This window comes from Pseudomonas sp. B20(2017), assembly GCF_002113125.1.
In the GTDB taxonomy this organism is placed as follows: domain Bacteria; phylum Pseudomonadota; class Gammaproteobacteria; order Pseudomonadales; family Pseudomonadaceae; genus Aquipseudomonas.
The window spans coordinates 195,510-217,568 of the sequence record NZ_NEJP01000012.1 but is presented as its reverse complement, the minus strand read 5'-3'; the positions used below and the strand labels follow the sequence as shown (position 1 = coordinate 217,568).

Here is a 22,059-nt window from a genome sequence, read left to right as displayed (position 1 = left end):
GGAGAACGATGCACATGAATAGCTGGGTATCTTCGGCCAACGGCCATCCTGATTTTTCACTTGGCAACCTGCCATTCGGTGTATTCAGTGTTGCCGGCGGTGAACGCCGTACGGGTGTCGCGATCGGTGACCGGATCTATGACCTTCAGGTCGCGCTACAGGCAGGCCTGTTCACCGGTGTCGCCGAGGAAGTTGCCACCGCGGCAGTGGGCGGTTCTCTCAACGGTTTTTTCGCGCGCCCAAGACAAGAACGCAAAGCGCTGCGCGATCGTCTGACGGAGCTGCTGGGTGAAGGCGCGGCGGAGACTCAGCTGCAACACAATCTTGCAGAGACCCTGTTGGTGCCGGCCGCCAACTGCCAGTTGCACGTGCCGGCCCGTATTCAGGACTACACCGACTTCTACGTTGGCATCCATCACGCCGAGAACGTCGGCAAGCTGTTTCGACCCGACAGCCCATTGATGCCCAACTATAAACACGTGCCCATCGGTTACCACGGCCGGGCGTCGACAATCATTGCCTCTGGCCAGGCGTTCGTTCGCCCCTGCGGGCAGATCAAACTCCCCGACAGCGAGCTGCCGATCTACTCGCCGAGCCGGCGCCTGGACTACGAGCTTGAAGTCGGACTCTGGATCGGGTCCGGAAATGAACTTGGCGAGCCCATCGATATTCGTGATGCACGCGAGCACATCGCCGGGCTGTGCATGCTCAATGACTGGTCGGCACGTGACATCCAGGCCTGGGAATATCAGCCACTGGGCCCGTTCTTGTCGAAAAGCTTCGCATCGACCATTTCACCTTGGGTCGTAATGGCTGAAGCGTTGGAGCCATTCCGCTGTGCCCAGCCATTGAGACCGGCGGGTGACCCTGACCCGTTGCCATATTTGTATGACGAGGAAGACCAGAATAGCGGTGCCTTCGATATCCAGCTCGAAGTATTGATCCTCACCGCTCGAATGCGAGAGGAGGGTGCTACGCCGTTCCGCCTCAGTCTCAGTAACACACGGAACATGTACTTCACATTCGCACAGTTGGTTGCGCATCACACGGTGAACGGTTGCCAGCTCAATCCCGGTGATTTTTTCGGCACGGGAACGCTGTCAGGGCCAACACCGGAATCGCTGGGTTCGTTGCTTGAAATGACCGAGGGAGGCAAACACCCGATTACACTGCCCAATGGTGAGACGCGCATCTTCCTGGAGGACGGTGACGAGATCATCCTCAAGGCGCGCTGCGAACGTGATGGGGTTGGCTCGATCGGTTTCGGTGAATGCCGGGCCATCGTACTGCCGGCGCGGGGACGTCGCCGTGAGACCAACGGCAACGAATGAGTTTTGCAAGAACTTGAACCCCCTGCTCATGCAGAGTGCATGCCTATATTTCGCCATTACTCTGCGTAAGCCTATGAATTTAAACGTCATTTCAAAAATGAGTCAGTGGCACGCAATATGCGAGGTCTGTTCTGAATACCGCGAGAATTGCCGACGAGGATCGGCGAACAACCTTCCGTGACAGAGGCCTCAAATGAACGCCATCGACCTTCTCAAAACCGACCACGAAAAAGTAAAAGGCATCCTGAGCCAACTCAGTGAATCCACCGATCGCGCATTGAAAAAACGCGCGGATTTGTTGGACAAGCTGGAGCTGGAAATTACCATTCATACTCAGCTCGAAGAGCAGATTCTGTATCCGGCTTTCAAGGAAGCAGGGGGTAAAGAGCAGGATGAGATGTACTACGAGGCGAAAGAAGAACATCGCACCGTTGATTCACTGGTATTGCCCGACCTGAAATCGACCGATCCTTCCACACCCGAGTTCGCCGGCCGCGTGAAAGTGGTCAAAGAACTTCTGGAACACCATATCGAGGAAGAGGAGACCGAGATGTTTCCCCAGGCCAAAAAGCTGCTGGGCAAGGCAAAGCTCGAAGAGTTGGGCAAGGAAATGGAAGTGATGAAGGCTTCTCTCAAGAAAAGCCTCAGCGGGTCGAATATGGCGGCCTGACCCCACAGTCTGATCTGCGAAGCAATCAAAAGCCTGGCTCAATGCCGGGCTTTTGATTTTCATGCCCCAAGCCTGGCCGCAGCCCGCAACTAATCGAAACTTCGCTGTCCGTCGGGCTGTCCAGACCTTTACATCTCCCGTATGCGCTGTAAATGTCGGCGCACCGGGATGTCATACGCAATGAAAAAAATGAGGTTGGACATGACGGTGACAGTGGGTGATTTTTTGATCGAGCGTCTCAGCCAATGGGGTGTGACGCGAATTTTTGGTTATCCGGGCGACGGTATCAACGGCGTCTTCGGTGCGTTGAGCCGGGCGGGCGGCAAGATCGAATTCGTTCAGGCACGGCACGAAGAAATGGCGGCGTTCATGGCGTCCGCCCATGCCAAATTCACCGGCGAACTGGGGGTGTGCATCGCCACATCCGGCCCGGGTGCTTCCCACTTGATCACCGGACTGTACGACGCCCGGCTGGACCACATGCCGGTGCTGGCGATTGTCGGGCAACAGGCGCGCACGGCACTGGGCAGCCATTATCAACAAGAACTCGATCTGGTCTCGATGTTCAAGGATGTCGCCGGGGCATTTGTGCAACAGGCCTCGGCGGCTTCCCAGGTTCGGCACTTGCTGGACCGCGCAGTACGTACAGCGGTTGGCGAGCGGCGGGTGACGGCGCTGATACTGCCGAACGACTTGCAGGATATCGAGTACAAAGCGCCGGCGCGGGCTCACGGCACCGCGCATTCGGGGATTGGTTACAGCAAGCCGAAGGTGCTGCCTTACGACGCGGATCTGCAACGTGCCGCCGATGTACTCAATGCGGGGGAGAAGGTTGCGATTCTGGTGGGCGCCGGTGCGCTGCACGCCAGCGATCAAGTGTTCGCGATTGCCGAAAAACTGGGAGCCGGGGTGGCAAAAGCGCTGCTCGGTAAAGCCGTGTTGCCGGACGAGTTGCCTTGGGTCACGGGGTGTATCGGTCTGCTCGGCACAGAACCGAGCTACAAACTGATGTCTGAATGCGACACCTTGCTGATGATCGGATCGGGCTTTCCTTACGCCGAATTTCTGCCGAAAGAAGGGCAGGCGCGCGGTGTCCAGATCGACTTGCAGCCCGACATGCTCAGCCTGCGCTACCCGATGGAAGTGAACCTGACCGGCGATGCGGCCGAGACCCTGGCGGCACTGGCGCCGTTGCTCGAACACAAGCCGCTGCGCAAGTGGCGCAAAAAGATCGAAGGCTGGCGGGCGACGTGGGATAAAACCCTTGAGAAGCGCGCCATGGCCAAAGCAGACCCGGTCAACCCGCAACGGGTTGTGTATGAGTTGTCACCGCGCTTGCCCGAGCAAGCCATCATTACCAGCGACTCCGGCTCTTGCGCCAACTGGTTCGCCCGTGACCTGAAAATCCGCAAGGGCATGAAGTGCTCGCTTTCCGGTGGCCTGGCGTCCATGGGCGCCGCCGTGCCGTACGCGATCGCGGCGAAGTTCGCCTTCCCGCAACGCCCGGTGATTGCCTTGGTGGGCGATGGCGCCATGCAGATGAACAACATGGCTGAACTGATAACGGTCGCCAAATACTGGCGACAGTGGGACAGCCCGAAGTGGATTTGCGCCGTGTTCAACAATGAGGATTTGAATCAGGTCACCTGGGAGCAGCGTGTCATGGAGGGCGATCCGAAATTCACAGCCTCGCAGAGCATTCCGGATGTGCCTTATCACCTGTTCGCCATTTCCATCGGCCTCAAAGGCATCTTCGTTGATCGCGAGGAAGATGTGGCCGCTGCCTGGGAACAGGCGCTGGCTTCGGACGTTCCGGTCGTCATCGAGTTCAAGACCGACCCGAACGTGCCGCCGCTACCGCCGCATATCAAACTGGAACAAGCGAAGAAATTCGCTACCACTTTGCTCAAGGGCGACCCCGACGAAGCGGGCGTCATCGTGCAAACGGCCAAACAGGTCCTGGGGGCGGTATTGGCGGGCAAAACCAAATAGCGAGGTCGAGCACTGCTCATGAATACCCTCGAGTCCGCGCTCATGGCCGCGCGAATCCAGTTCGCGATCACCATCGGTTTTCATATCGTGCTGGCGGCTTTCACCATAGGGCTGGCGAATTTCCTGATGGTGCTCGAGGCGTTGTGGCTCAGGAGTGGGCGCCAGCTCTACCTCGATATCTACCGCTACTGGCTGAAGGTGTTTGCCTTGACCGTAGCGGTAGGCACGGCATCCGGACTGATTCTGGAATATCAGTTCGGCCTTAACTGGTCGCGCCTGTCGGTCAAGGCCGCAGATATCCTCGGGCCATTGATGTTTTACGAAGTGCTCGCCGCGTTTTTTCTCGAGGCCGGTTTCCTCGGTATCATGTTGTTCGGCTTGAAGAGGGTCGGCCCGCGTCTGCATTTTTTTGCGACTTGCGCGGTGGCCTGCGGATCGCTGATCAGCGCCTTCTGGATCCTCTCAGCCAATTCCTGGATGCACACTCCGGCAGGTTTTTCGCTGGACGCGGATGGACGTTTCATTGCCGAGGACTGGTGGGCGATCATCTTCAATCCTTCTTTTCCCTATCGTTTGGTGCACATGACGCTTGCCGCATTGCTTGGCACGGCGACATTTGTGGCGGGCGCCAGTGCCTGGCAGTTGCTCAAGAACGCGGAAAATCCCCGCGCACGGGTGCAGTTTTCCATGGCGTTGTGGGCGCTTGTCGTTCTGACGCCTGTACAAATCGTCGTGGGGGATCTGCATGGCCGACACAGCTTGCAGGTACAGCCACAAAAAGTGGCGGCTATTGAAGGGTCCTGGACGCGGCCGACCGAGGGAGCGGGGGAGCCGCTGCGTATTTTCGCCTGGCCCGACATGAGTGAGCGGCGCAATCACTGGGAGCTGGCCATCCCGCGTATCGGCTCGTTGTACTTGCGCCACGACCTGAGCGGCACCATCGCTGCACTGGATGAATTCTCGCCACAGGATATCCCTCCGGTAGCGCCGGTTTTTTTCGCGTTCCGACTCATGGTCGGCCTGGGAATACTGATGCTGGGACAGGGGCTGGTCAGTCTGGTACTGCGCAGGCGCAAGCGTCTCTGCATCTCGCGCCGTTGGTTATGGATGTGCATCCTCATGACCCCGGCAGGTTTCCTGGCCATGCTCAGTGGCTGGACAGTGACCGAAGTAGGGCGCCAACCCTTCACCGTCTACGGACTGCTGCGCACAGCCGATAGCCTGTCATCGGTCTCCCGGGCGCAAGTCGTCGGGTCGACGTGGCTGATTCTAGGGTTTTACCTGGTGGTTTTCGCTATCGGGCTATGGGTACTGCTTCGGCTGCTGCGTGTTCCGCCACATCAAGGTGAACCCGGACCGCAACCGACGTTACCTGACGAAACCGGGCGACCCTGAGGAACGGAAGCCATGGACTCTGAAACGATTACGCTGCTGTGTGCGGCGGCCCTGGCTTTCTCGGTCATGAACTATGTGCTGCTGGACGGCACTGATCTGGGGGTTGGCGTGCTGTTGGGACTGACCCGCAGCAGCCGCCACCGGCGGGCGATGGCGGTCAGTATCCTGCCGATCTGGGACGCCAACGAAACCTGGCTGGTACTGGGTGGCGGCGGGTTGCTGGCGTTGTTTCCGCTGGCCTATGCGATCTTGCTGTCGGCGCTGTACTTGCCGTTCATTCTGATGTTTCTCGCGCTGATTGCGCGTGCGATGGCTCTGGAGTTTCGTGACCATGCGCCGAACGAACGGTTGAAACGTGCCGTCGATGGCGTCCTGCTGTGTGGATCGATCTTGACCGGCGCGGCGCAAGGCGTAGTGCTCGGTACGCTGGTGCAGGGTCTGCCTCACCAGAACGGGCAGTACAGCGGTAATGGGTGGGAATGGCTGGGGCCGTTCCCATTGTTTTGCGGTCTGGTCCTGGTGATTGGCTATACGTGGCTCGGCGCATGCTGGTTGTATTGGCGCACCATCGGTGAGCTGCAGCAACGCTCTGCGCATCAAGCCCGGGTGCTGGCGTTGGTGACTGTAGGGTTGCTGATCGTTCTGGTGGTCTGGACGACGACATTGCACACGCAATATGCCCGGCGCCTGACATCGCTGTGGATCGGTTTGCCAACGTTGTCGATTCTTTTCGGATTGTTGGCGGGCTTTGCCCTGGGGTTTCGTAGCCGCTTCGATTGTATGCCGCTGTTCGCGGCGTTGGGCGTTTTTGTCCTCGCGTTCGGCTTGGTGCTGGCGGCGCTTTACCCGTTGATCATTCCTCCTGACCTGACGCTGCAAGCGGCGACATCCAGCCCCAAGAGCCAGGTGTTCATGCTGGTTGGCTTCGCGGTATTGGTACCGGTCACCCTGGCCTACAACACCTACGGTTTCCGGGTTTTCAGCGGCAAGATCCGTACACCACCATCCCGCTGATCCGGAATACGCAAAGCAAAGTGAACTCGTTCTGGACAAATCCTTCCGAACTTGAAGAGACCTTTACGCCGCCGGAGCAGCAGCCGGCGGCAAAGGATCATTGCTCGGGAGAGGATCATGAGAAAAATCTGTGTCTTTATCGGGCTTTGCTCGATGTTTTTACTACAGGGCTGTTTCGAAGGCTCAAATGACGCACCGAACAAGGAGGGCGACAAAAGCAAGGCGTCATTGCAAATACAAAAGGACAAGGCGCCCGAGCAGGGGCAGTGACTGATCTTTCGGACGCACCCAGTGCACGTACGAAAGTCAACCGCCGGACCTATGTGCGCGGCGTCGAAGATCGTGCACATCGCGAGGTCGACCACGCGCGGGAGCAGAGCAAAGCCATGACTGTCCAACTCAAAAATGCTGGGCGGCAAGTCGAGCAATCGCTACGACGGCAGGAGTCGCTCCAGACCGAACTCAGCCGGGTGATACGCCAGCGAAGCGCCCACGATGCCGGCACTAATGACAACGACTCGTTTGCCCAGAGCATTTCCCATATCAACCTTCATTCTGTCGACCTGAAGGGCGGTTCATTGTCTACCTCTGGTCGATTTCTGCTTGTCGTAACGGGCAGCAGTTGTCGTCCAGAAAGCAGATGTAGATTTGTCTGAAGTGGCGAAATAGCTGACAAAATCATCGTGTTAAAACGCCGCCTGAAATGGTAGCAAGATAAGCGCGTGAGTGTTGTTAGTACTGGAGGGTACCGAAAATTCGTTCAGCTACTACGGCAAGCGTCATCAACGACTATAGTCATTGGTGAGCCAGAGCGAATCTGACCATTCCCCTGCCAACCTGGCCTAATCCAATTCCGCGATTACACGGCGGATCTTCTTGTGTTCCTTGATGCGGAACGTGAATGTTTCGCTGCCGAAATCACTCAGGCTCAGGCTGAGATCGAGGCAGCGTTGTCTTTTTTTGAACCTCTTAATGGTGGATGGAGTTATCCCGCCGGGCACGTCGTATCCCACTGAGCACGTCCCAACCACCCATCTATCAAGGTTCAAGCAATGAATACTTTAGAGTTCGATGATGCACAAAAAACCAATGGCGACCTGGTTCAGGGTCCGCTGCCGGCCGGCACTGTCGCGCCCGACTTCACTCTTCACGCAACCCCTGATCAACAGTTGTCGCTGCGTGAGCTAAAGGGAAATCCCGCGATATTGGCGTTTTATCCCGCTGACTGGACTTCGGTGTGTGGTGACCAACTGACCTTGTACAACCAGTTGCTACCCACCTTCAGAGAATACGGTGCGGTGCTATTGGGAATCTCGGTTGACAGCGCCTGGTGTCATCAGGCCTTTGCCAAAGATCGAAATTTCCACTTCAGCCTGCTGGCCGATTTCGAGCCCAAAGGGGCGGTGGCACGACAGTATGGAGCGTACGAGTCCCACCTCGGGGTTTGTAAGCGTGCGCTGTTCGTGATTGACAAGGACGGGGTGGTCGCCTGGAGCTACGTCTCACCAATGGCAATCAACCCTGGGGCGGACGGCATTCTGGATGCGCTTGATGCTCTGGCGAATTCGCCACAAAGCACGCCAACCAAAAATTAACAGGTGATTACATGGCCACTCTCAAAGTCCCGGTAAATGCCAACGACCATCGCCAGGGAAGTGCGCATGCCAAGGTCACCTTGGTGGAATATGGCGACTATGAATGTCCCTATTGCGGTGAAGCGTATTGGATGGTCAAGAATCTGCAGCAGCATTTTCGCGATGATTTGCTGTTCGTGTTCCGTAACTTCCCTCTGACCACCGCTCACCCCCATGCATTGGGTGCAGCGGTCACCGCTGAGTATGCCGGGAGTCAAGGATTCTTCTGGGAGGCTCACGACGAATTGTATGAAAATCAGGATCGATTGGGCCTGCCGCTGTATCACGCCATCGTTCTCAAACACGGCCTTTCGAGGGAGGAATTCGATCTTGCAATGCAAGAGGATACTTACATTCCCAAAATACAAGCCGACTTCAATGGCGGTGTACGCAGCGGCGTGAATGGCACCCCAGCGTTTTACATTGACGGGCTTCGCTATGACGGAGTTCCAGAGTTCATCGGGATGAGTCAGATGATTGAGCTTTTGTTAGTGCGTGGACGAAATCGCTAAAGAGCCAAATCGGCTTGGCATCACCACATCGGAACCGAGGAAAAACCAACGTTAGCTTCCTTTTAGATTAAAGAGGCGGACACGGAGCCGGCAACTAATGAAATCTTTGAAGTATTATGAAGAAAATCGACACGCCACATGGCTTGAGTTGTTTTTTGACCTGACTTTCGTTGTTACGATAGGCCAGGTTACGCACACTCTCGGACATGTTCATGAAGGCCACTTTGAAAATAAGCAACTATGGACATTCTTACTGCTTTTTGTACCGTTGTGGTGGATCTGGTCCAGTCACACGATTTACTCCAACAGGTTTGATACAGACAGCAACCTTCACCGTTTGGCAACATTATTCATAATGCTCCTGCTCATTGTGCTATCGGCACGAATCGGGGAAGACCTGGAGGTGAACTACCCGCTTATTATTGCCTGCTATTTTGGTATACGTGCGATCATCAGTGTTATGTATATTTCGTCCATTAGTAAGCTCGATTCTCGCGGCGAACTTTCCTCAAGGCTCGGCTTCGCCCTATTAGTTAGCGCAGTTATTAGCCTTTCATCCGTTATTTTTGACCCGCCCTTGCGTTACCTTGTTGCTTATATTGGGATTGCTCTTGACATTCTGTTTCCTGTATTTTTCTGGACTAAATTAAAACCGTTGCCAGCACACACAGAGCACTTGGTTGAGCGCATAGGCCTACTCACCCTAATCTTATTGGGGGAGTCAATTATTAGCCTTTCCGGAGGCTTATCTAACATTCAATGGGGTTTTTACAATGTGATGGCGGCCATCACCGGATTCATCATGATTTGCAGTATCTGGTGGATCTATTTTGATAGCTTTTACCTGCTGAGCAAAAAACACAGCAGTATGAGTGGGCACGCCTTGATCTACTCGCACCTTTTTCTTTTTATAGGGCTGGCACTCCTGGCAAATTTGATCAGGCATGCGATCCTGAATGAGATTGCGATGCGCGATTTCCAGATTATGTCGATCACCGGCATGGCCTTGTTTTTCCTGGGGAAGCAATATGGCTATTTCATAGCCGTGAGTAGAATAAGGAAGTACATAATACAAAACACCTTGATCGTGTTTTCTTTAGGTGGGCTAGTTATATTTCTACCGCGTGTCGAGTACATATTGGTCGGCTTGACAGTGACCATGATCTGTTATGTTCTCCTGAATTTCAGATATCGTTGAGTCTTGATTATCAGGCCACAGCTCGGGAAAAGTGATCAAGCGGCTGGTCTGCGGTTTGCGCGCTGCCTACTACGTCATTCTCAGTGTCCGAGCGACATGCGACGCTACCCTTGGTCTCTTTGGGTTTGTAATCCTGGTGTCGTCGACCATAGTTAATAACCGGATGCCCCTTTTAGCTATTGCGACCAGATAGCACCAGCCGCATCGTAACAACAGGAGCCACGTCATGGTCAAAGTAGCGTTGTTCGTTCGTCTGGAAGCAAAACCAGGGAAAGAAAAAGAGGTGGAGCGCTTTCTCTTGAGCGGCCTTCCTTTAGTGGAAGAGGAGCCAGCCACTACAGCCTGGTTTGGAATCCGCTTGGGGCCGTCCACCTTTGGCATCTTTGACGCATTCCCGGACGAAGCGGGCCGGCAGGCTCATCTTTCGGGCAAGGTTGCGGCGGCGCTTATGGCAAACGCTGCCGATCTGTTTGCCGAACCGCCATCAATCGAGGAGGTTGACGTCCTTGCAGCCAAGCTACCCGGCTAGGCAAACCCAATAGAGCGTTCCAGCCAGCAGTTCACCGGTATCTCGATGGCCGTGAATATTTCGCCGATGCATTTTCAGCGTGGCCATTTCGTCCAGTGTGTTCAGGCTACCCTGGATAAACATGGCCGGCGTGGTGAGCAGCTGGAGCTGGAGATCACCGAATCGCTGCTGTTGCATAACGCTGAACAGGCGATCGACACGCTGTGCCGGCTCAAGGCGTTGGGTGTACGCATTGCGGATTTCGGCACCGGTTTTTCCAGCCTCAGCTACCTCAAACGTTTGCCCATCGACAAGATCAAGATCGACCGCTCGTTCATCCAGGAAATCGCCACCGACCCTCACGATGCAGCGATTACCCAAGGCATTATTTCCATGGCTCATCACCTCAGCTTAACGGTGGTAGCCGAAGGCGTAGAAACTGCGTCGCAAGTGGATTTCCTGAAGGGCAGTCGCTGCGATGTCTTTCAGGGGTATTACTTCGCCAAACCGATGCCCTATGCAGAAATCGAAGCGTTCCTGAGTCATCCCGCGTCGCATCCCTGACCGCCAATTCGGTCCAGTCCCAGACCTGAAAATCAGACGATAAGGCAAATTTTCAGACTCCAGCGCGGAACTCCCTCTCCCCAGGCAAGGCGCTCCCGGCGCCGTTCTCACACACTCGGCTCTAACGCTATCGCGCTGCACAACAACAAGAGCCGCGAAAAAATGACTAGTTTCCAATCTGCTACCGAAAGCCAGACCGGCCACATCGGAGCCCGCCAGTCCCGTGTCGAGGACGCCGCATTGTTGCGCGGCCTCGGTTGCTATGCCGACGACGCTGCGATCCCTCCGGGTACGCTACATGCGGCGATCATTCGTTCACCCCACGCTCATGCGCGGATCACCTCGGTAGACTTTTCCAGTGCGCTACTGATGAAAGGCGTGCACGGCGTGCTGGTCGGCGAAGACGTCAAACGCTGGGCGCTGCCGTTTCCGGTGGGTGTGCGTCAGCCGATGGAGCACTGGTGCGTCGCTGTGGACAAGGTGCGTTACGTCGGAGAGCCAGTGGCCGTCGTGATCGCTGAGAGCCGCTACCTGGCCGAAGACGCCATCGAAGGTGTGCGCGTTGAATACGAACCGCTGCCCCCGATCATCGATCCCGAACTGGCCACCGCCGAACAGGCGCCGATCCTGCACGAAGCGGTCGGCAGCAACGTAGTTAACGAGCGGCGCTTTCGGTATGGCGAGCCGGAGCAGGCCTTCGAGCAGGCGCCGCACAAGGTTTCGTTCAAAGTGAAGTTTCCGCGCAGTTCTTGCACACCCATTGAATGCTATGTGGTGCTGGCTCAGTACGAGCGCGCCACCGGCATTTATGACGTGCTGGCCAACTTCCAGGGCCCCTATGCGTTGCACACGGTTATGGCCCGGGCGCTGAATGTGCCCGGCAACCGCTTGCGTTTGCGCACACCGAAAGATTCCGGCGGCAGCTTTGGCATCAAGCAAGGGGTTTTCCCTTACGTGGTGATGATGGGCCTGGCGTCACGCAAGGTCGGTGCACCGGTGAAGTGGGTCGAGGACCGTCTGGAACATCTTCAGGGGGCTTCTTCGGCGACCAATCGGGTGACCGAAATTGAAGCGGCGGTAGAAGCCGATGGCCGCATCACTGCTTTACGTTATGACCAGATCGACGATTGTGGTGCCTACCTGAGAGCGCCTGAACCGGCGACTTTCTACCGCATGCACGGCAATCTGACAGGCGCCTACGCGATCCGTAATTTGCAAGTGCGCAACCGAGTGGTGCTGACCAACAAAACACCTTCCGGCCTGAACCGTGGGTTTGGTGGCCCGCAGGTGTATTTCGCCCTTGAGCGGCTGCTGCAACACATTGCCGTGCAGTTGAAGCTTGATCCGTTGGACGTGATCCGCCGCAATCTGGTGCCGGCCGATGCCTTCCCTTATCGCGCAGCCGCCGGAGCCTTGCTCGACTCCGGCAATTATCAGGCAGGCATTGCCTTGGCGGCGGCTGACGGTGGTCTCGACGAGTTGCTCAAACGTCGTGATCAGGCGCGTGCCGAAGGCCGAATCTATGGCATCGGTTATGCCGCCGTCATCGAACCATCGATTTCCAACATGGGATACATCACCACCGCGATGACACCCGAAGAGCGGCGCAAGGCCGGTCCGAAAAACGGCGCAGTCGCCACCGCCACCATCAACGTCGGCCCGTTGGGTGACGTCAGTGTGCACGTCTCCTCGGCACCGCAAGGGCAGGGTCATCAAACCACTGTGGCTCAGGTGGTCGCCGAAGTGCTTGGGGTTGCATTGGAATCGATCGTGGTCAATGTCGAACTGGATACCCAGAAGGACGCCTGGTCGATTGCCTCGGGCAACTATTCCAGCCGCTTCGCCGGTGCTGTGGCCGGTGCCGTCTACAAGGCGGCACTGAAAATCCGTGATCGCCTTGCCGCGATTGCCGCCGAGCAATTGCAGGCCAGTCCAGAAGATATTCGTTTCGCGGGCGGCAAGATTTTTGTCGTCAATGGCGGGGCGGTGGCGCCATTCCATCGGATTGCCGGTGCGACCCACTGGTCGCCGGGCCTGCTACCGGAAGGGGAAAACGGCGGTCTGCGTGAAACCGCGTTCTGGAGCCCGCCGCAATTGGAGGCACCGGATGACCAGGATCAGGTCAATAGCTCGCTGTGCTACGGCTTTGTCTTCGACATCTGTGGTCTGGAAATCGACCGCATGACCGGCGAGATCCACATCGATCGCTACGTCACCTGCCATGACGCCGGCCGCCTGCTCAACCCGGCACTGGTCGATGGCCAGATTCGTGGTGGCTTCACCCAAGGCCTCGGTGCGGCGCTGATGGAAGAATTCGCCTATGGCGAGGACGGCAGCTTCCTCTCCGGGACCTTCGCCGATTATCTGGTGCCGACCGCACCGGAAGTCATCGAACCGGTGATCCTGCACATGGAAACGCCATCGCCATTCACCCCGCTGGGCGCCAAGGGTGTGGGCGAGGGCAACAATATGAGCACGCCGGTGTGCATTGCCAACGCGGTTGCCGACGCCCTGGGTCGCTCGGACATCCGTCTGCCACTGACGCCATCGAAAGTACGCACGCTGATCGGGATCGACGAGCCGCCACGGCCCGCCGGCATGGAGCCCGATGACAACCTGGACGCAGCACCTGCCGGTGGACCGGCACTGCGGGCCAACGACTCAGTGGTGATTCCTGCTGCGCCGCAACAGGTCTTCGATACCTTGCTCGACCCGCAGACGCTGGCGGCAATCATTCCCGGTTGCCACGACCTCGTGCTTGAAGGCGAAAACCGTTACCGCGCAGACGTCACGGTCGGCGTCGGCATGATCCGTGCGCGCTTCGAGGCCAAGGTTGCCCTGAGTGATCTGGACCCGCCGCATTCATTGCGTCTGTCCGGCTCCGGCAGCAGCTCGATGGGTTCGGCAAAGGGGCAGGCCAAGGTACGTTTCGTCGAACTGGAAAATGGCCACACACGTCTGGAATACCAATACCAGGTGGCGGTCAGCGGCAAAGTCGCCGCGGTCGGCGGCCGTATGTTGCAAGGGGCCTCGAAAGTGATCATCGGACAAATCTTTACTCGCCTGTCGCAACGGGTCAGCGGCCAAGCCATCTCCACCGGCTGGTGGGCGCGTTTGCGAGCCTCGCTTGGCGCGCTGTTTGGCAAGGGAGGTGCGCAATGAAACCAGCAGCTTTCGATTACGTTCGGGCTGACACCCGTCGTCAGGTGGTTGAGTTGCTCGCCGAGTACGGCCAGGAAGCGCGCATCATCGCTGGTGGCCAATCGCTGATGGCGGTGCTGAATATGCGCCTGGCTCAACCCAAGTTACTGATCGATATCAATCATGTGGCTGAACTCGCCTATATCGAACTGCGCAAGGATTGCCTGGCGGTAGGGGCCGGGGTACGACAGGCGCAGTTGCTGGCGCGTTCGACCCTGATGGACGAGGTGCCTTTGCTGGCACTGGCAATGCCATGGATCGGTCACTTCCAGACGCGTAATCGCGGCACGGTCTGCGGTTCGGTGGCTCATGCCGATCCGAGCGCCGAGTTGCCGCTGTGCCTGGTGACGCTGGGCGGCGAGATCGTTCTCGAGTCGAAAAAAGGCAAGCGCGTCGTCAAGGCTGCGGATTTCTTTCAAGGCATTCTCACCACCGACAAGCGTGCAGACGAACTGGTCGTCGAGGTGCGTTTTCCGCTCAAGCGTGAAGGCATCACCTATCGCTTTCGCGAAATCGCCATGCGCCACGGCGACTTTGCAATTGTCTCCCTGGCTGCGGCCATCGGCGCGGACCAGGTTGAACTCGGCATCGGAGGGGTCGCTGACCGTCCGCAAAGTCGCAGTCTGCCTCGAGGTGCAGGGCTGCCGGATGCGCTCAATCAAACCGCCTGGTCGCTCGATGCACAAGACGACGTGCAGGCTAGCGCTGCCTATCGCCGCCAACTGATTCGCGAACTGGGTCATCAGATGATCGAAGGAGTCTGAACATGCGTGTAACTGCCGACCAAACCTTTCCGATTCGCCTGGAACTCAATGGCCGTTCCCGCGAAGCCCTGGCTGAACCGCGGACCCAGCTCTGCGACTTCCTGCGCCACGACCTCGGTGCCACCGGTGTCCATGTCGGATGCGAACACGGTGTCTGCGGTGCCTGCACGGTGCTGGTGGACGGAGTCGCCATGCGTTCCTGCCTGATGCTCGCGGTGCAGGGGCACGAGCGGCGTATCGAGACCGTCGAGTCGCTGGCTGACGACGACACACTGAGCGATCTGCAACAAGCCTTTCGCCGTCATCACGCCTTGCAGTGCGGCTTTTGCACAGCGGGCATTCTCATGTCCTGCGTGGATTTCCTGGAACGGGTACCCAACCCGGACGAGACCCAGGTACGCGACATGCTTTCCGGGCATCTATGTCGCTGCACGGGCTACACCGGCATCGTCCAGGCCGTGCTCGAAGTCGCTGCCCAGCGCCAAACGAACGAAGGGGTATAACAATAATGTTCGATCTCGGACGCAGTTTCCTCGCAGCCGTTGAACGCCGGCCGCACGCTGTGGCGGTCAGTGACGGTGCGTTAAAGAAAAATTATGAAGACTGGTTCGTCGATATCCAGAGTGCCGCTTGGGGCTTGCAATGCCTTGGACTGCAACGCGGCGATCGACTGCTGGTTGTGATGCAGAACCGCTGGCAGATGGCGACCCTGCATTGGGCCTGTCAATTTGCGGGCATCGTCATGACCCCGTTGAACTGGCGTTCGACTGCCGCTGAGCTGGGTTACTGCATCGAAGATGCGCAAATCCGTGCAGTGGCTTACGACGACGCTACAGTGACCGCCGTGGCGGGTTGCAGCGCCGCCACGAGGCTGCCGCGGATCGCCACCGGACTCTGTGCCGCCAACACCGACCTGAGTTTCGAGGAACTGTGCTCGCAGAGCCCCTCCGGCATCATTCTGGAGGCCGACGCCGAAGACTTTTCACTGCTGTTGTACACCTCCGGAACCACCAGCAAGCCCAAGGGCGTGCCCCGTCGGCACCGTAGCGAACGCGCCGCGGCGGTTGCCCACGTAGCGCAGAACCTCTACCGCCAGAGCGAGTGCACGCTGGGTGTCATGCCGCTTTACCACACCATGGGCGTGCGTTCGTTGCTGTCGATGGCGCTGATCGACGGGCATTTCGTCTGTGTGCCGAAGTTCGACGTGGAAGCTACGTTGCAGGCCATCGAGCGGGAAAGGGTCAGCAACCTGTACCTGGTGCCGACGCTCTACCACATGCTCATAGAGCACCCGGCCTTCGCCCGTGAGCGAGTAGCCAGTGTAAAGAAAATCGGTTTTGCCGGTGCGCCGATGAGCGATGGCTTGATGCGGCGCGTCGAGCAGGCGTTCCAGCCGGAGTTATTCGTCAATCATTACGGCAGCTCGGAGATCTACACCTTCACCATCGACCAGCAAGCCAGTCGCAAACCCGGCTCGTCAGGGCGCAGTGCAATGAACCAGCGCGTGCGCGTGGTGCCGATCGATGCTGAAACGGCGAACGTGCAAGTCAAACCATTGGAGGAGGGCCAGATCATCGCCGACCTGGCGAGTGACGAGGCGTTCGAAGGCTACCTCAACCGCCCCGAAGCGACCGCCAAGGCATTGCGTGACGGATGGTATTTCACCGGTGACATCGGCTACTTCGATCTGGAAGGCGATCTGTTCGTCACGGGTCGTGTTGATGACTTGATCATCACCGGCGGGGAAAACGTCAGCCCGGCGGAGATCGAAAACATGCTCTCTCTGCACCCGGCGGTGGAAGAAGTGGTGGTGGTCGGTCTGCCGGACGAGCAGTGGGGCAAGATCATTGCCGCGTTCATCAAGCTCCGCGCCGACGTTTCGGAATGCGACCTCGATGCCCATTGCATCGCTTCGGGCCTGGCCAAGTTCAAGCGGCCACGGCGGTACCAGTTCATCGACCAGATTCCCAAATCTCCAGTGGGCAAGGTGCTGCGGCGCGTGCTGCTGGCCGAATTTCAGGAACAGGCCTTGACGGCCATCAGCTAATCATCCAGAGGACACTCTCATGCAACAGCAAGCGATCCAGCAATTTCTCGACACTCAGTTCGATGGCTTTCAGGTTGAAGTCGATGTGGCTCGCGAGCGCGCCGACATCATCCTCAACCGCGCGCCGTTGAACGTCATTTCCATGGGGCAGCGTGATGAACTGCGCCACGTCTTCGAAGCCCTCGATGCACACAAAGACGTGCGCGTCATCGTGCTGCGCTCGGTGGGCGAACACTTCTCCAGCGGTGGCGATATCAAGGGCTTCCTCGAAGCGTCGCCAGAGCACGTTTCGAAACTGGCCTGGAACGTCGCGGCACCGGCACGTTGTGAAAAACCAGTGATCGTTGCCAACCGTGGCTACACCTTCGGCGTCGGTTTCGAACTGTCCCTGGCCTGCGATTTCCGCATTGCTTCGCAAACCACTCGCTACGCGTTGCCTGAGCAGAATCTGGGGCAGATCCCGGGCTCGGGTGGCTCCGCACGCTTGCAGAAAATCATCGGCATCACCCGCACCAAACACATGGTGATGCGCGCCAAACGCATCACGGGCGACCAGGCGTATGCCTGGGGTATCGCGACCGAGGTCGTGCCGGATGCCGAACTGGAAAGCACTGTCGATGCGTTGGTCGACGAACTGCGTCGTTTCTCGCCGCTGGCTCAGCGCACGGCGAAAAAACTGATCAACGACAACGAAGATGCGCCGCTGACGGTCGCGATCGAAATGGAAGGCCACTGCTACAGCCGCCTGCGTAGCTCCAAGGACTTCAAGGAAGGCGTCGAAGCGTTTCACAGCAAGCGTACGGCCGTGTTTATCGGCGAGTAAATCGTACCAGTGAGCAGGCCCGGGAGTATGTTGGCAATAGCGTACGCCTTACGGAGCAGGGCCTGCCGCCCTTTTTGATTCACCGCTTGTGTGAGGCAATCATGACCACGACAACAACAATAACTGCATCACCCACCAGCGCCACTACCGATACACCGCAGATTCCACCGGGCAAGGCCTTGCTCGCGGCATTTGCTTCAACATTCGGCTGGGCACTGGATTTGTTTGACCTGTTCATTCTGCTCTATGTAGCGCCGATCATCGGCCGCATGTTCTTCCCCTCGGACACCCCGACCCTGTCGCTGGCCGCGGTCTATGCCTCGTTCGCTGTGGCCTTGCTGGTGCGTCCACTGGGCTCGGCGATCTTCGGCGCCTATGCCGACAAACACGGTCGCAAGCGTGCGTTGATGGTGTCGATGGTCGGCGTCGGTATCTCCACGGCACTGTTTGGCGCGTTGCCGACCATTCACCAGGTCGGGGTGTTGGCCCCGGTATTGTTTTTGGTCTTGCGGGTCATCCAAGGTATTTTCGTTGGTGGCATCGTTGCCTCCACTCACACCATCGGCACCGAATCCATCTCGCCGCGTTATCGCGGCTTGATGTCCGGGCTGATCGGTGGCGCCGGCGCTGGCATGGGCGCGTTGCTGGCGTCAGCCACTTATCTGGTGTTGTCGCAGATCTTCCCCGGGGATGAATTTGACGTCTGGGGTTGGCGCTGCATGTTCTTCTGCGGCCTGCTTAGTACGTTGTTCGGCCTGGTGATGTTCCGTTACCTGGAAGAAACCCCGGTCTGGCAGCAACTGCAACAAGCCCGCAAGACCAAGGGACCGGCGGTAGTGGTCGTGTCGCCACTCAAACGTCTGTTCGGTCGCGAGTACCGCGCCGTGATGCTGGTCAATCTGCTGATTACCTTCGGCGGCGGTGCCACCTATTACCTGGCCTGCGGTTATCTGCCGACATTGCTCAATGTGGTCGCCAAAGTGCCCCATACGCAGACTTCGCAGCTGCTCATGTACGGGTCGGTGGCAACCATCGTCGGCGCACTGGCCTTCGGTTACCTGAGTGACCTGATCGGTCGCAAGAAGACTTTCTTGCTGCTGGGTGTGATCAACCTGGTGGGCCTGCCGATGATGTTCCTTGGAGTCGCCGAGCCGGGTTCGCTGACCCGCACTGCGCTGTATTGCATGGGCATAGGCTTCATGGGCGGGGCGATCATCGCGCCTATTCTGATTTTCCTCAACGAACGCTTTGCCACTGAGCTGCGAGCCAGCGGCACGGGGTTGTCCTGGAACTTCGGCTTTGCCCTCGGCGGCACCATGCCGACCTTTGTGTCCCTGGTCAGCAGCAGCCCGACGCACATCCCCATGGTACTGGCGATTTTCGCCGTCGGTCTGTCGGTGATCTACCTGATTGGCAGCGTGGTGATTCCAGAAACCCAGGGCAATTTCAAATAAAGGCGGGGAGGCGCTCGAGGAATTCACCGATCAGTTGCAGGGTCCGCTCGGTCGCTTCGGTCTGGGGAAAGTGTCGGCAGTCATCCAGCAGCACACAGCGGCACGGTCCAGGCACCTGTCGCTGGATGACTGCCAGTTGCTGGGGCGTGGCGTAGTGGTCTTCGCGCCCCTGAATGACCAGCAGCGGCTTTTCGATATACGCCAACTGTGCTTCGAGATCGCCGAGAGAAAAGTCCGGGTGCAACCAGCTGTCGCTCCAGCCGTGAAAAGCGCCGTCGACATTGCTCCCGTGGTGGCGTGCCAGGCGTTCGCGCAATTCGCCCTGATGCCACACCTCAGTAGTATGGCGAATGCCGTCGAGGCTCTCGGTCTCGACAATCACGTGAGGCGCCAACGCAATGCTGCCCAACACCCGTGGATCGTTGGCGGCGGCATAGGCGAGGACGATGGATGCGCCGTCACTGTGACCAAGCAAGACCACTTGCGGCAGTTGCAAGGCATCGAGCAGTTGCCGCAGTTCACCAGGGCCGTCGCTGCTCAGGTAGTTCAGCGGACGCGGCAGGGTTACCGGGCTCGATTGCCCATAACCCTGACGACTGTAAGTCACCACACCGCAGCCGCTGACCTGGGCCAGACGCAGAGGGAAGTCTTTCCATTGTTCTGCGCTGCCGAGGCCTTCGTGCAGGAGCACGAACGTAGGTCGCGATGGGACAGCCGCAGGGATTTGGCGATATTCCAGGCGCAGCGGTCCAAGTTGCAAAAATTGTTGTGGCGGCATGTTGAATCAACGATTGAACAAGGTTGCTCGCAGGTTACCGTAAACGTAAGCCTGCATGCAGCATCACGCTTTGCTTGAGGTACCGAAAACATGCGTCATCTCGATGTTCAGGTGATCGACCAGGCATTGCAATGGGCCCGCGCCGGGCAGGCCCAGTGGCTGTGCACGGTGCTCTCCACCTATGGCTCGGCGCCGCGTGCGCCGGGTGCGATGCTGGTGACCAACGGCACGGGCGAACACGTCGGCTCGCTGTCGGGTGGCTGCGTCGAAGAGGAGTTTCTCGAAAGCCTGACGCGCGGTGAATTACGCGAACCGGCGCAGATCGTCAGTTATGGCGACAGCGTCGAGCAACGCCACCGTCTACGATTGCCCTGCGGTGGCGTGCTGATCGTGCTGGTCGAGTACCGCGCTGCCAGTCTTGAATGGATCGTACACCTGGAGAGTTTGCAAGCGGCGTTGCTGGGTCAACGTCGTCTGCAGCGTCATTTCGAGCTGAACAGCGGTGCCTTGCGCCTGGACGCAGACACCGGACACGGCAGCGAGCGGGTGCAAATCGTCGACGAAAAGGTGCGCATCAGCGTTGGCCCGGCGTTACGACTGATTCTGGCAGGGCTCTCGCCGGTCGCCGAAGCCTGCGCCAGATTTGCCCGCGCCATTGGCTGCGAAGTGATCGCCTGCGACCCCCGGGGAGAGATGCTGCATGTCCAGCTCGAAGGTGTGGAGATGCTGCGCGTGCTGCCCTCGATGTTCATTGCCGCCGGAGGCTGCCACGCGGCGACCGCGGTGGTGGCGCTGACTCACGATCCGCGAATCGATGATCTGGCGCTGATGGAAGCGGTCCACACCCCGGCGTTTTACATCGGTGCCATGGGGTCCCGGGCGACCTCGGCCAAGCGCGCCGAGCGGCTCAAGCGCATCGGTGGTCTGACTGATGAACAGCTTGCCCGCTTGCACATGCCCATCGGCCTCGATCTGGGCAGCAAGGCCCCGGCGGAAATCGCTCTGGCGGTGGTGGCCGATATCCTGCGCGTTTATCACGGGAAAGAGCGCCATGCCTTGTAAGGCAGTTGTTCTGACGAGCGTGGGGCCTGCGAAAGTCGAGGTAGACGCTCGGCCGTTCGCACGCGATAGTGGCGAGCCGAGTATTGCTGAACCATAGAGCGATCGTCGGGCTTGAGTAATAGATAAACGCCCCCGATGACATGCATTGAGGTCTACAACGATATCGCTTCAAGCGAGCGGAGGAATCTGATGTCGATTGCCCAACGGGTTTTCCACGGCAGGTTTGGCCGGGTCGCCTTGCTGAATATGGATCGTTCGCTGGTCACCCATACCCATTCCGAATGCCATGTGCTGGTCAAAGTGTCCGGCGAGGACACTTACTTTAATGTCAACGGTCGGCGGGTTCCGCTCAGCGATCGCACGGCGGTGCTGGTCAACGCCTGGGAGCCGCACTTCTACGATCCGCAGCCGGGGGCAGGTGCCACCGTCATCCTGGCGCTCTACATAGAGCCCGCTTGGCTGGCCACTGCCCAGCAGTCGCTTGCGCTCAGCGGTCGGCCGGACTTCTTCGTCCAGCCGTGCATCGAATTGTCGAGTCGTAATCGCACCTTGGCCGACATCCTGGTCGCCGAGGCGCATGGCTGCGGGATCGTGCCGAAAGAGCGCATGGAATTCATGCTGTTTGACTTCCTGATCGAACTGATCGAGAACTTTTCCAGTTGGCGGCATTTGTCGCAACTGGGTGCGCCGAACTCTGGCGAGTTCCGCGATGCGCGCGTGCGCCGCGGCACCGCCTGGCTGCTTGAACACCTCGATGATCCGAGCCCTATCGACAACGCCGCGAGGGCTTGTGGTTTGTCCCGGGCGCACTTCTTTGCACTGTTCAAGAAAGATACCGGCATAACGCCGACCCTTTTGCTGAACGACGCGCGCATGCGCCGGGCTTTTGTCTGGCTGGAGCGTGAGCGCAGTGGAACGTTGGGCCTGTTGTCGGAGAATCTCGGGTTCTCCGAGCAGGGTCATTTCACACGTTTTTTTCGCCAACACATCGGCGCTTCTCCTAGCCAGTACCGGCGTGTAGTGGATTGTTATGCAGTAGTTTGAACCAAGAGGAGAGCGGGGGGGTTGTACTCTCATCCACGGCCATCATTATGCAAGTCCTCTCGGAGCGC

At 58.3% G+C, this 22,059-nt stretch carries 19 protein-coding genes and 1 pseudogene; 19 read left to right on the top strand and 1 reads right to left on the bottom strand.

Features of this window, described 5'->3' with window-relative positions; all coding sequences use genetic code 11:
- The first annotated feature begins 14 nt into the window (after positions 1-14).
- From fahA to CAF63_RS18855, 17 genes and pseudogenes are all read left to right on the top strand, one after another.
- Positions 15-1,331, top strand: a complete 1,317-nt coding sequence (gene fahA / locus CAF63_RS18930; protein WP_085687323.1) for a fumarylacetoacetase — start codon at positions 15-17, stop codon at positions 1,329-1,331.
- 193 nt (positions 1,332-1,524) lie between these two features.
- Positions 1,525-2,001: a hemerythrin domain-containing protein gene (locus CAF63_RS18925; RefSeq protein WP_085687321.1), complete on the top strand. Its 477-nt coding sequence runs from the start codon at positions 1,525-1,527 to the stop codon at positions 1,999-2,001.
- A 201-nt stretch (positions 2,002-2,202) separates the two neighbouring features.
- The gene (locus CAF63_RS18920) at positions 2,203-3,993 is read left to right on the top strand and encodes a thiamine pyrophosphate-requiring protein (RefSeq protein WP_085687319.1); all 1,791 of its coding nucleotides are present in this window, start codon (positions 2,203-2,205) and stop codon (positions 3,991-3,993) included.
- An 18-nt stretch (positions 3,994-4,011) separates the two neighbouring features.
- Positions 4,012-5,388, top strand: coding sequence for a cytochrome ubiquinol oxidase subunit I (locus tag CAF63_RS18915; RefSeq protein WP_085687317.1), 1,377 nt, complete (start codon positions 4,012-4,014; stop codon positions 5,386-5,388).
- Between the two features lie 12 nt (positions 5,389-5,400).
- The gene (gene cydB / locus CAF63_RS18910) at positions 5,401-6,402 is read left to right on the top strand and encodes a cytochrome d ubiquinol oxidase subunit II (RefSeq protein ID WP_085687315.1); all 1,002 of its coding nucleotides are present in this window, start codon (positions 5,401-5,403) and stop codon (positions 6,400-6,402) included.
- Positions 6,403-6,519: 117 nt separating this feature from the next.
- Positions 6,520-6,672, top strand: a complete 153-nt coding sequence (locus CAF63_RS28760) for a hypothetical protein (protein WP_158090788.1) — start codon at positions 6,520-6,522, stop codon at positions 6,670-6,672.
- A 782-nt stretch (positions 6,673-7,454) separates the two neighbouring features.
- Entirely contained in the window at positions 7,455-7,997 is a 543-nt protein-coding gene (locus tag CAF63_RS18905; protein WP_085687313.1) for a redoxin domain-containing protein, read from the top strand.
- An 11-nt stretch (positions 7,998-8,008) separates the two neighbouring features.
- Positions 8,009-8,548: a thioredoxin domain-containing protein gene (locus tag CAF63_RS18900; RefSeq protein WP_085687311.1), complete on the top strand. Its 540-nt coding sequence runs from the start codon at positions 8,009-8,011 to the stop codon at positions 8,546-8,548.
- 97 nt (positions 8,549-8,645) lie between these two features.
- Entirely contained in the window at positions 8,646-9,746 is a 1,101-nt protein-coding gene (locus CAF63_RS18895; RefSeq protein ID WP_085687309.1) for a low temperature requirement protein A, read from the top strand.
- Between the two features lie 226 nt (positions 9,747-9,972).
- Entirely contained in the window at positions 9,973-10,275 is a 303-nt protein-coding gene (locus CAF63_RS18890) for a putative quinol monooxygenase (RefSeq protein WP_085687307.1), read from the top strand.
- Positions 10,276-10,299: 24 nt separating this feature from the next.
- Positions 10,300-10,818: pseudogene (locus CAF63_RS18885) on the top strand (EAL domain-containing protein); the annotation flags it as partial.
- A 162-nt stretch (positions 10,819-10,980) separates the two neighbouring features.
- Positions 10,981-13,980, top strand: coding sequence for a molybdopterin cofactor-binding domain-containing protein (locus tag CAF63_RS18880; RefSeq protein ID WP_085687303.1), 3,000 nt, complete (start codon positions 10,981-10,983; stop codon positions 13,978-13,980).
- Positions 13,977-14,783, top strand: coding sequence for a xanthine dehydrogenase family protein subunit M (locus CAF63_RS18875; RefSeq protein ID WP_085687301.1), 807 nt, complete (start codon positions 13,977-13,979; stop codon positions 14,781-14,783). The genes CAF63_RS18880 and CAF63_RS18875 overlap by 4 nt, the downstream gene beginning before the upstream one ends.
- Positions 14,784-14,785: 2 nt before the next feature.
- Entirely contained in the window at positions 14,786-15,286 is a 501-nt protein-coding gene (locus CAF63_RS18870; RefSeq protein WP_064596717.1) for a (2Fe-2S)-binding protein, read from the top strand.
- 5 nt (positions 15,287-15,291) lie between these two features.
- Positions 15,292-16,830: an AMP-binding protein gene (locus CAF63_RS18865; protein ID WP_085687299.1), complete on the top strand. Its 1,539-nt coding sequence runs from the start codon at positions 15,292-15,294 to the stop codon at positions 16,828-16,830.
- 19 nt (positions 16,831-16,849) lie between these two features.
- On the top strand, positions 16,850-17,653 hold the full coding sequence (locus tag CAF63_RS18860) for an enoyl-CoA hydratase/isomerase family protein (RefSeq protein WP_085687297.1): 804 nt from the start codon (positions 16,850-16,852) through the stop codon (positions 17,651-17,653).
- 101 nt (positions 17,654-17,754) lie between these two features.
- The gene (locus CAF63_RS18855; RefSeq protein WP_085687295.1) at positions 17,755-19,107 is read left to right on the top strand and encodes an MFS transporter; all 1,353 of its coding nucleotides are present in this window, start codon (positions 17,755-17,757) and stop codon (positions 19,105-19,107) included.
- Here CAF63_RS18855 and CAF63_RS18850 read toward each other — a convergent pair.
- Positions 19,100-19,885 (bottom strand): alpha/beta fold hydrolase, encoded by a 786-nt coding sequence (locus CAF63_RS18850; protein WP_085687293.1) that lies wholly within the window; start codon positions 19,883-19,885, stop codon positions 19,100-19,102. The two genes, CAF63_RS18855 and CAF63_RS18850, sit on opposite strands and share 8 nt — an antisense overlap.
- Positions 19,886-19,975: 90 nt before the next feature.
- Between CAF63_RS18850 and CAF63_RS18845 the strand changes: the two genes are divergently transcribed.
- Together CAF63_RS18845 and CAF63_RS18840 are read left to right on the top strand one after the other, a co-directional pair.
- Positions 19,976-20,947, top strand: coding sequence for an XdhC family protein (locus CAF63_RS18845; RefSeq protein WP_085687291.1), 972 nt, complete (start codon positions 19,976-19,978; stop codon positions 20,945-20,947).
- A 189-nt stretch (positions 20,948-21,136) separates the two neighbouring features.
- Positions 21,137-21,991 carry an AraC family transcriptional regulator gene (locus CAF63_RS18840; protein ID WP_085687288.1) on the top strand — a complete coding sequence of 285 codons (855 nt, stop codon included), beginning with the start codon at positions 21,137-21,139 and terminating at the stop codon, positions 21,989-21,991.
- Positions 21,992-22,059 lie beyond the last annotated feature (68 nt).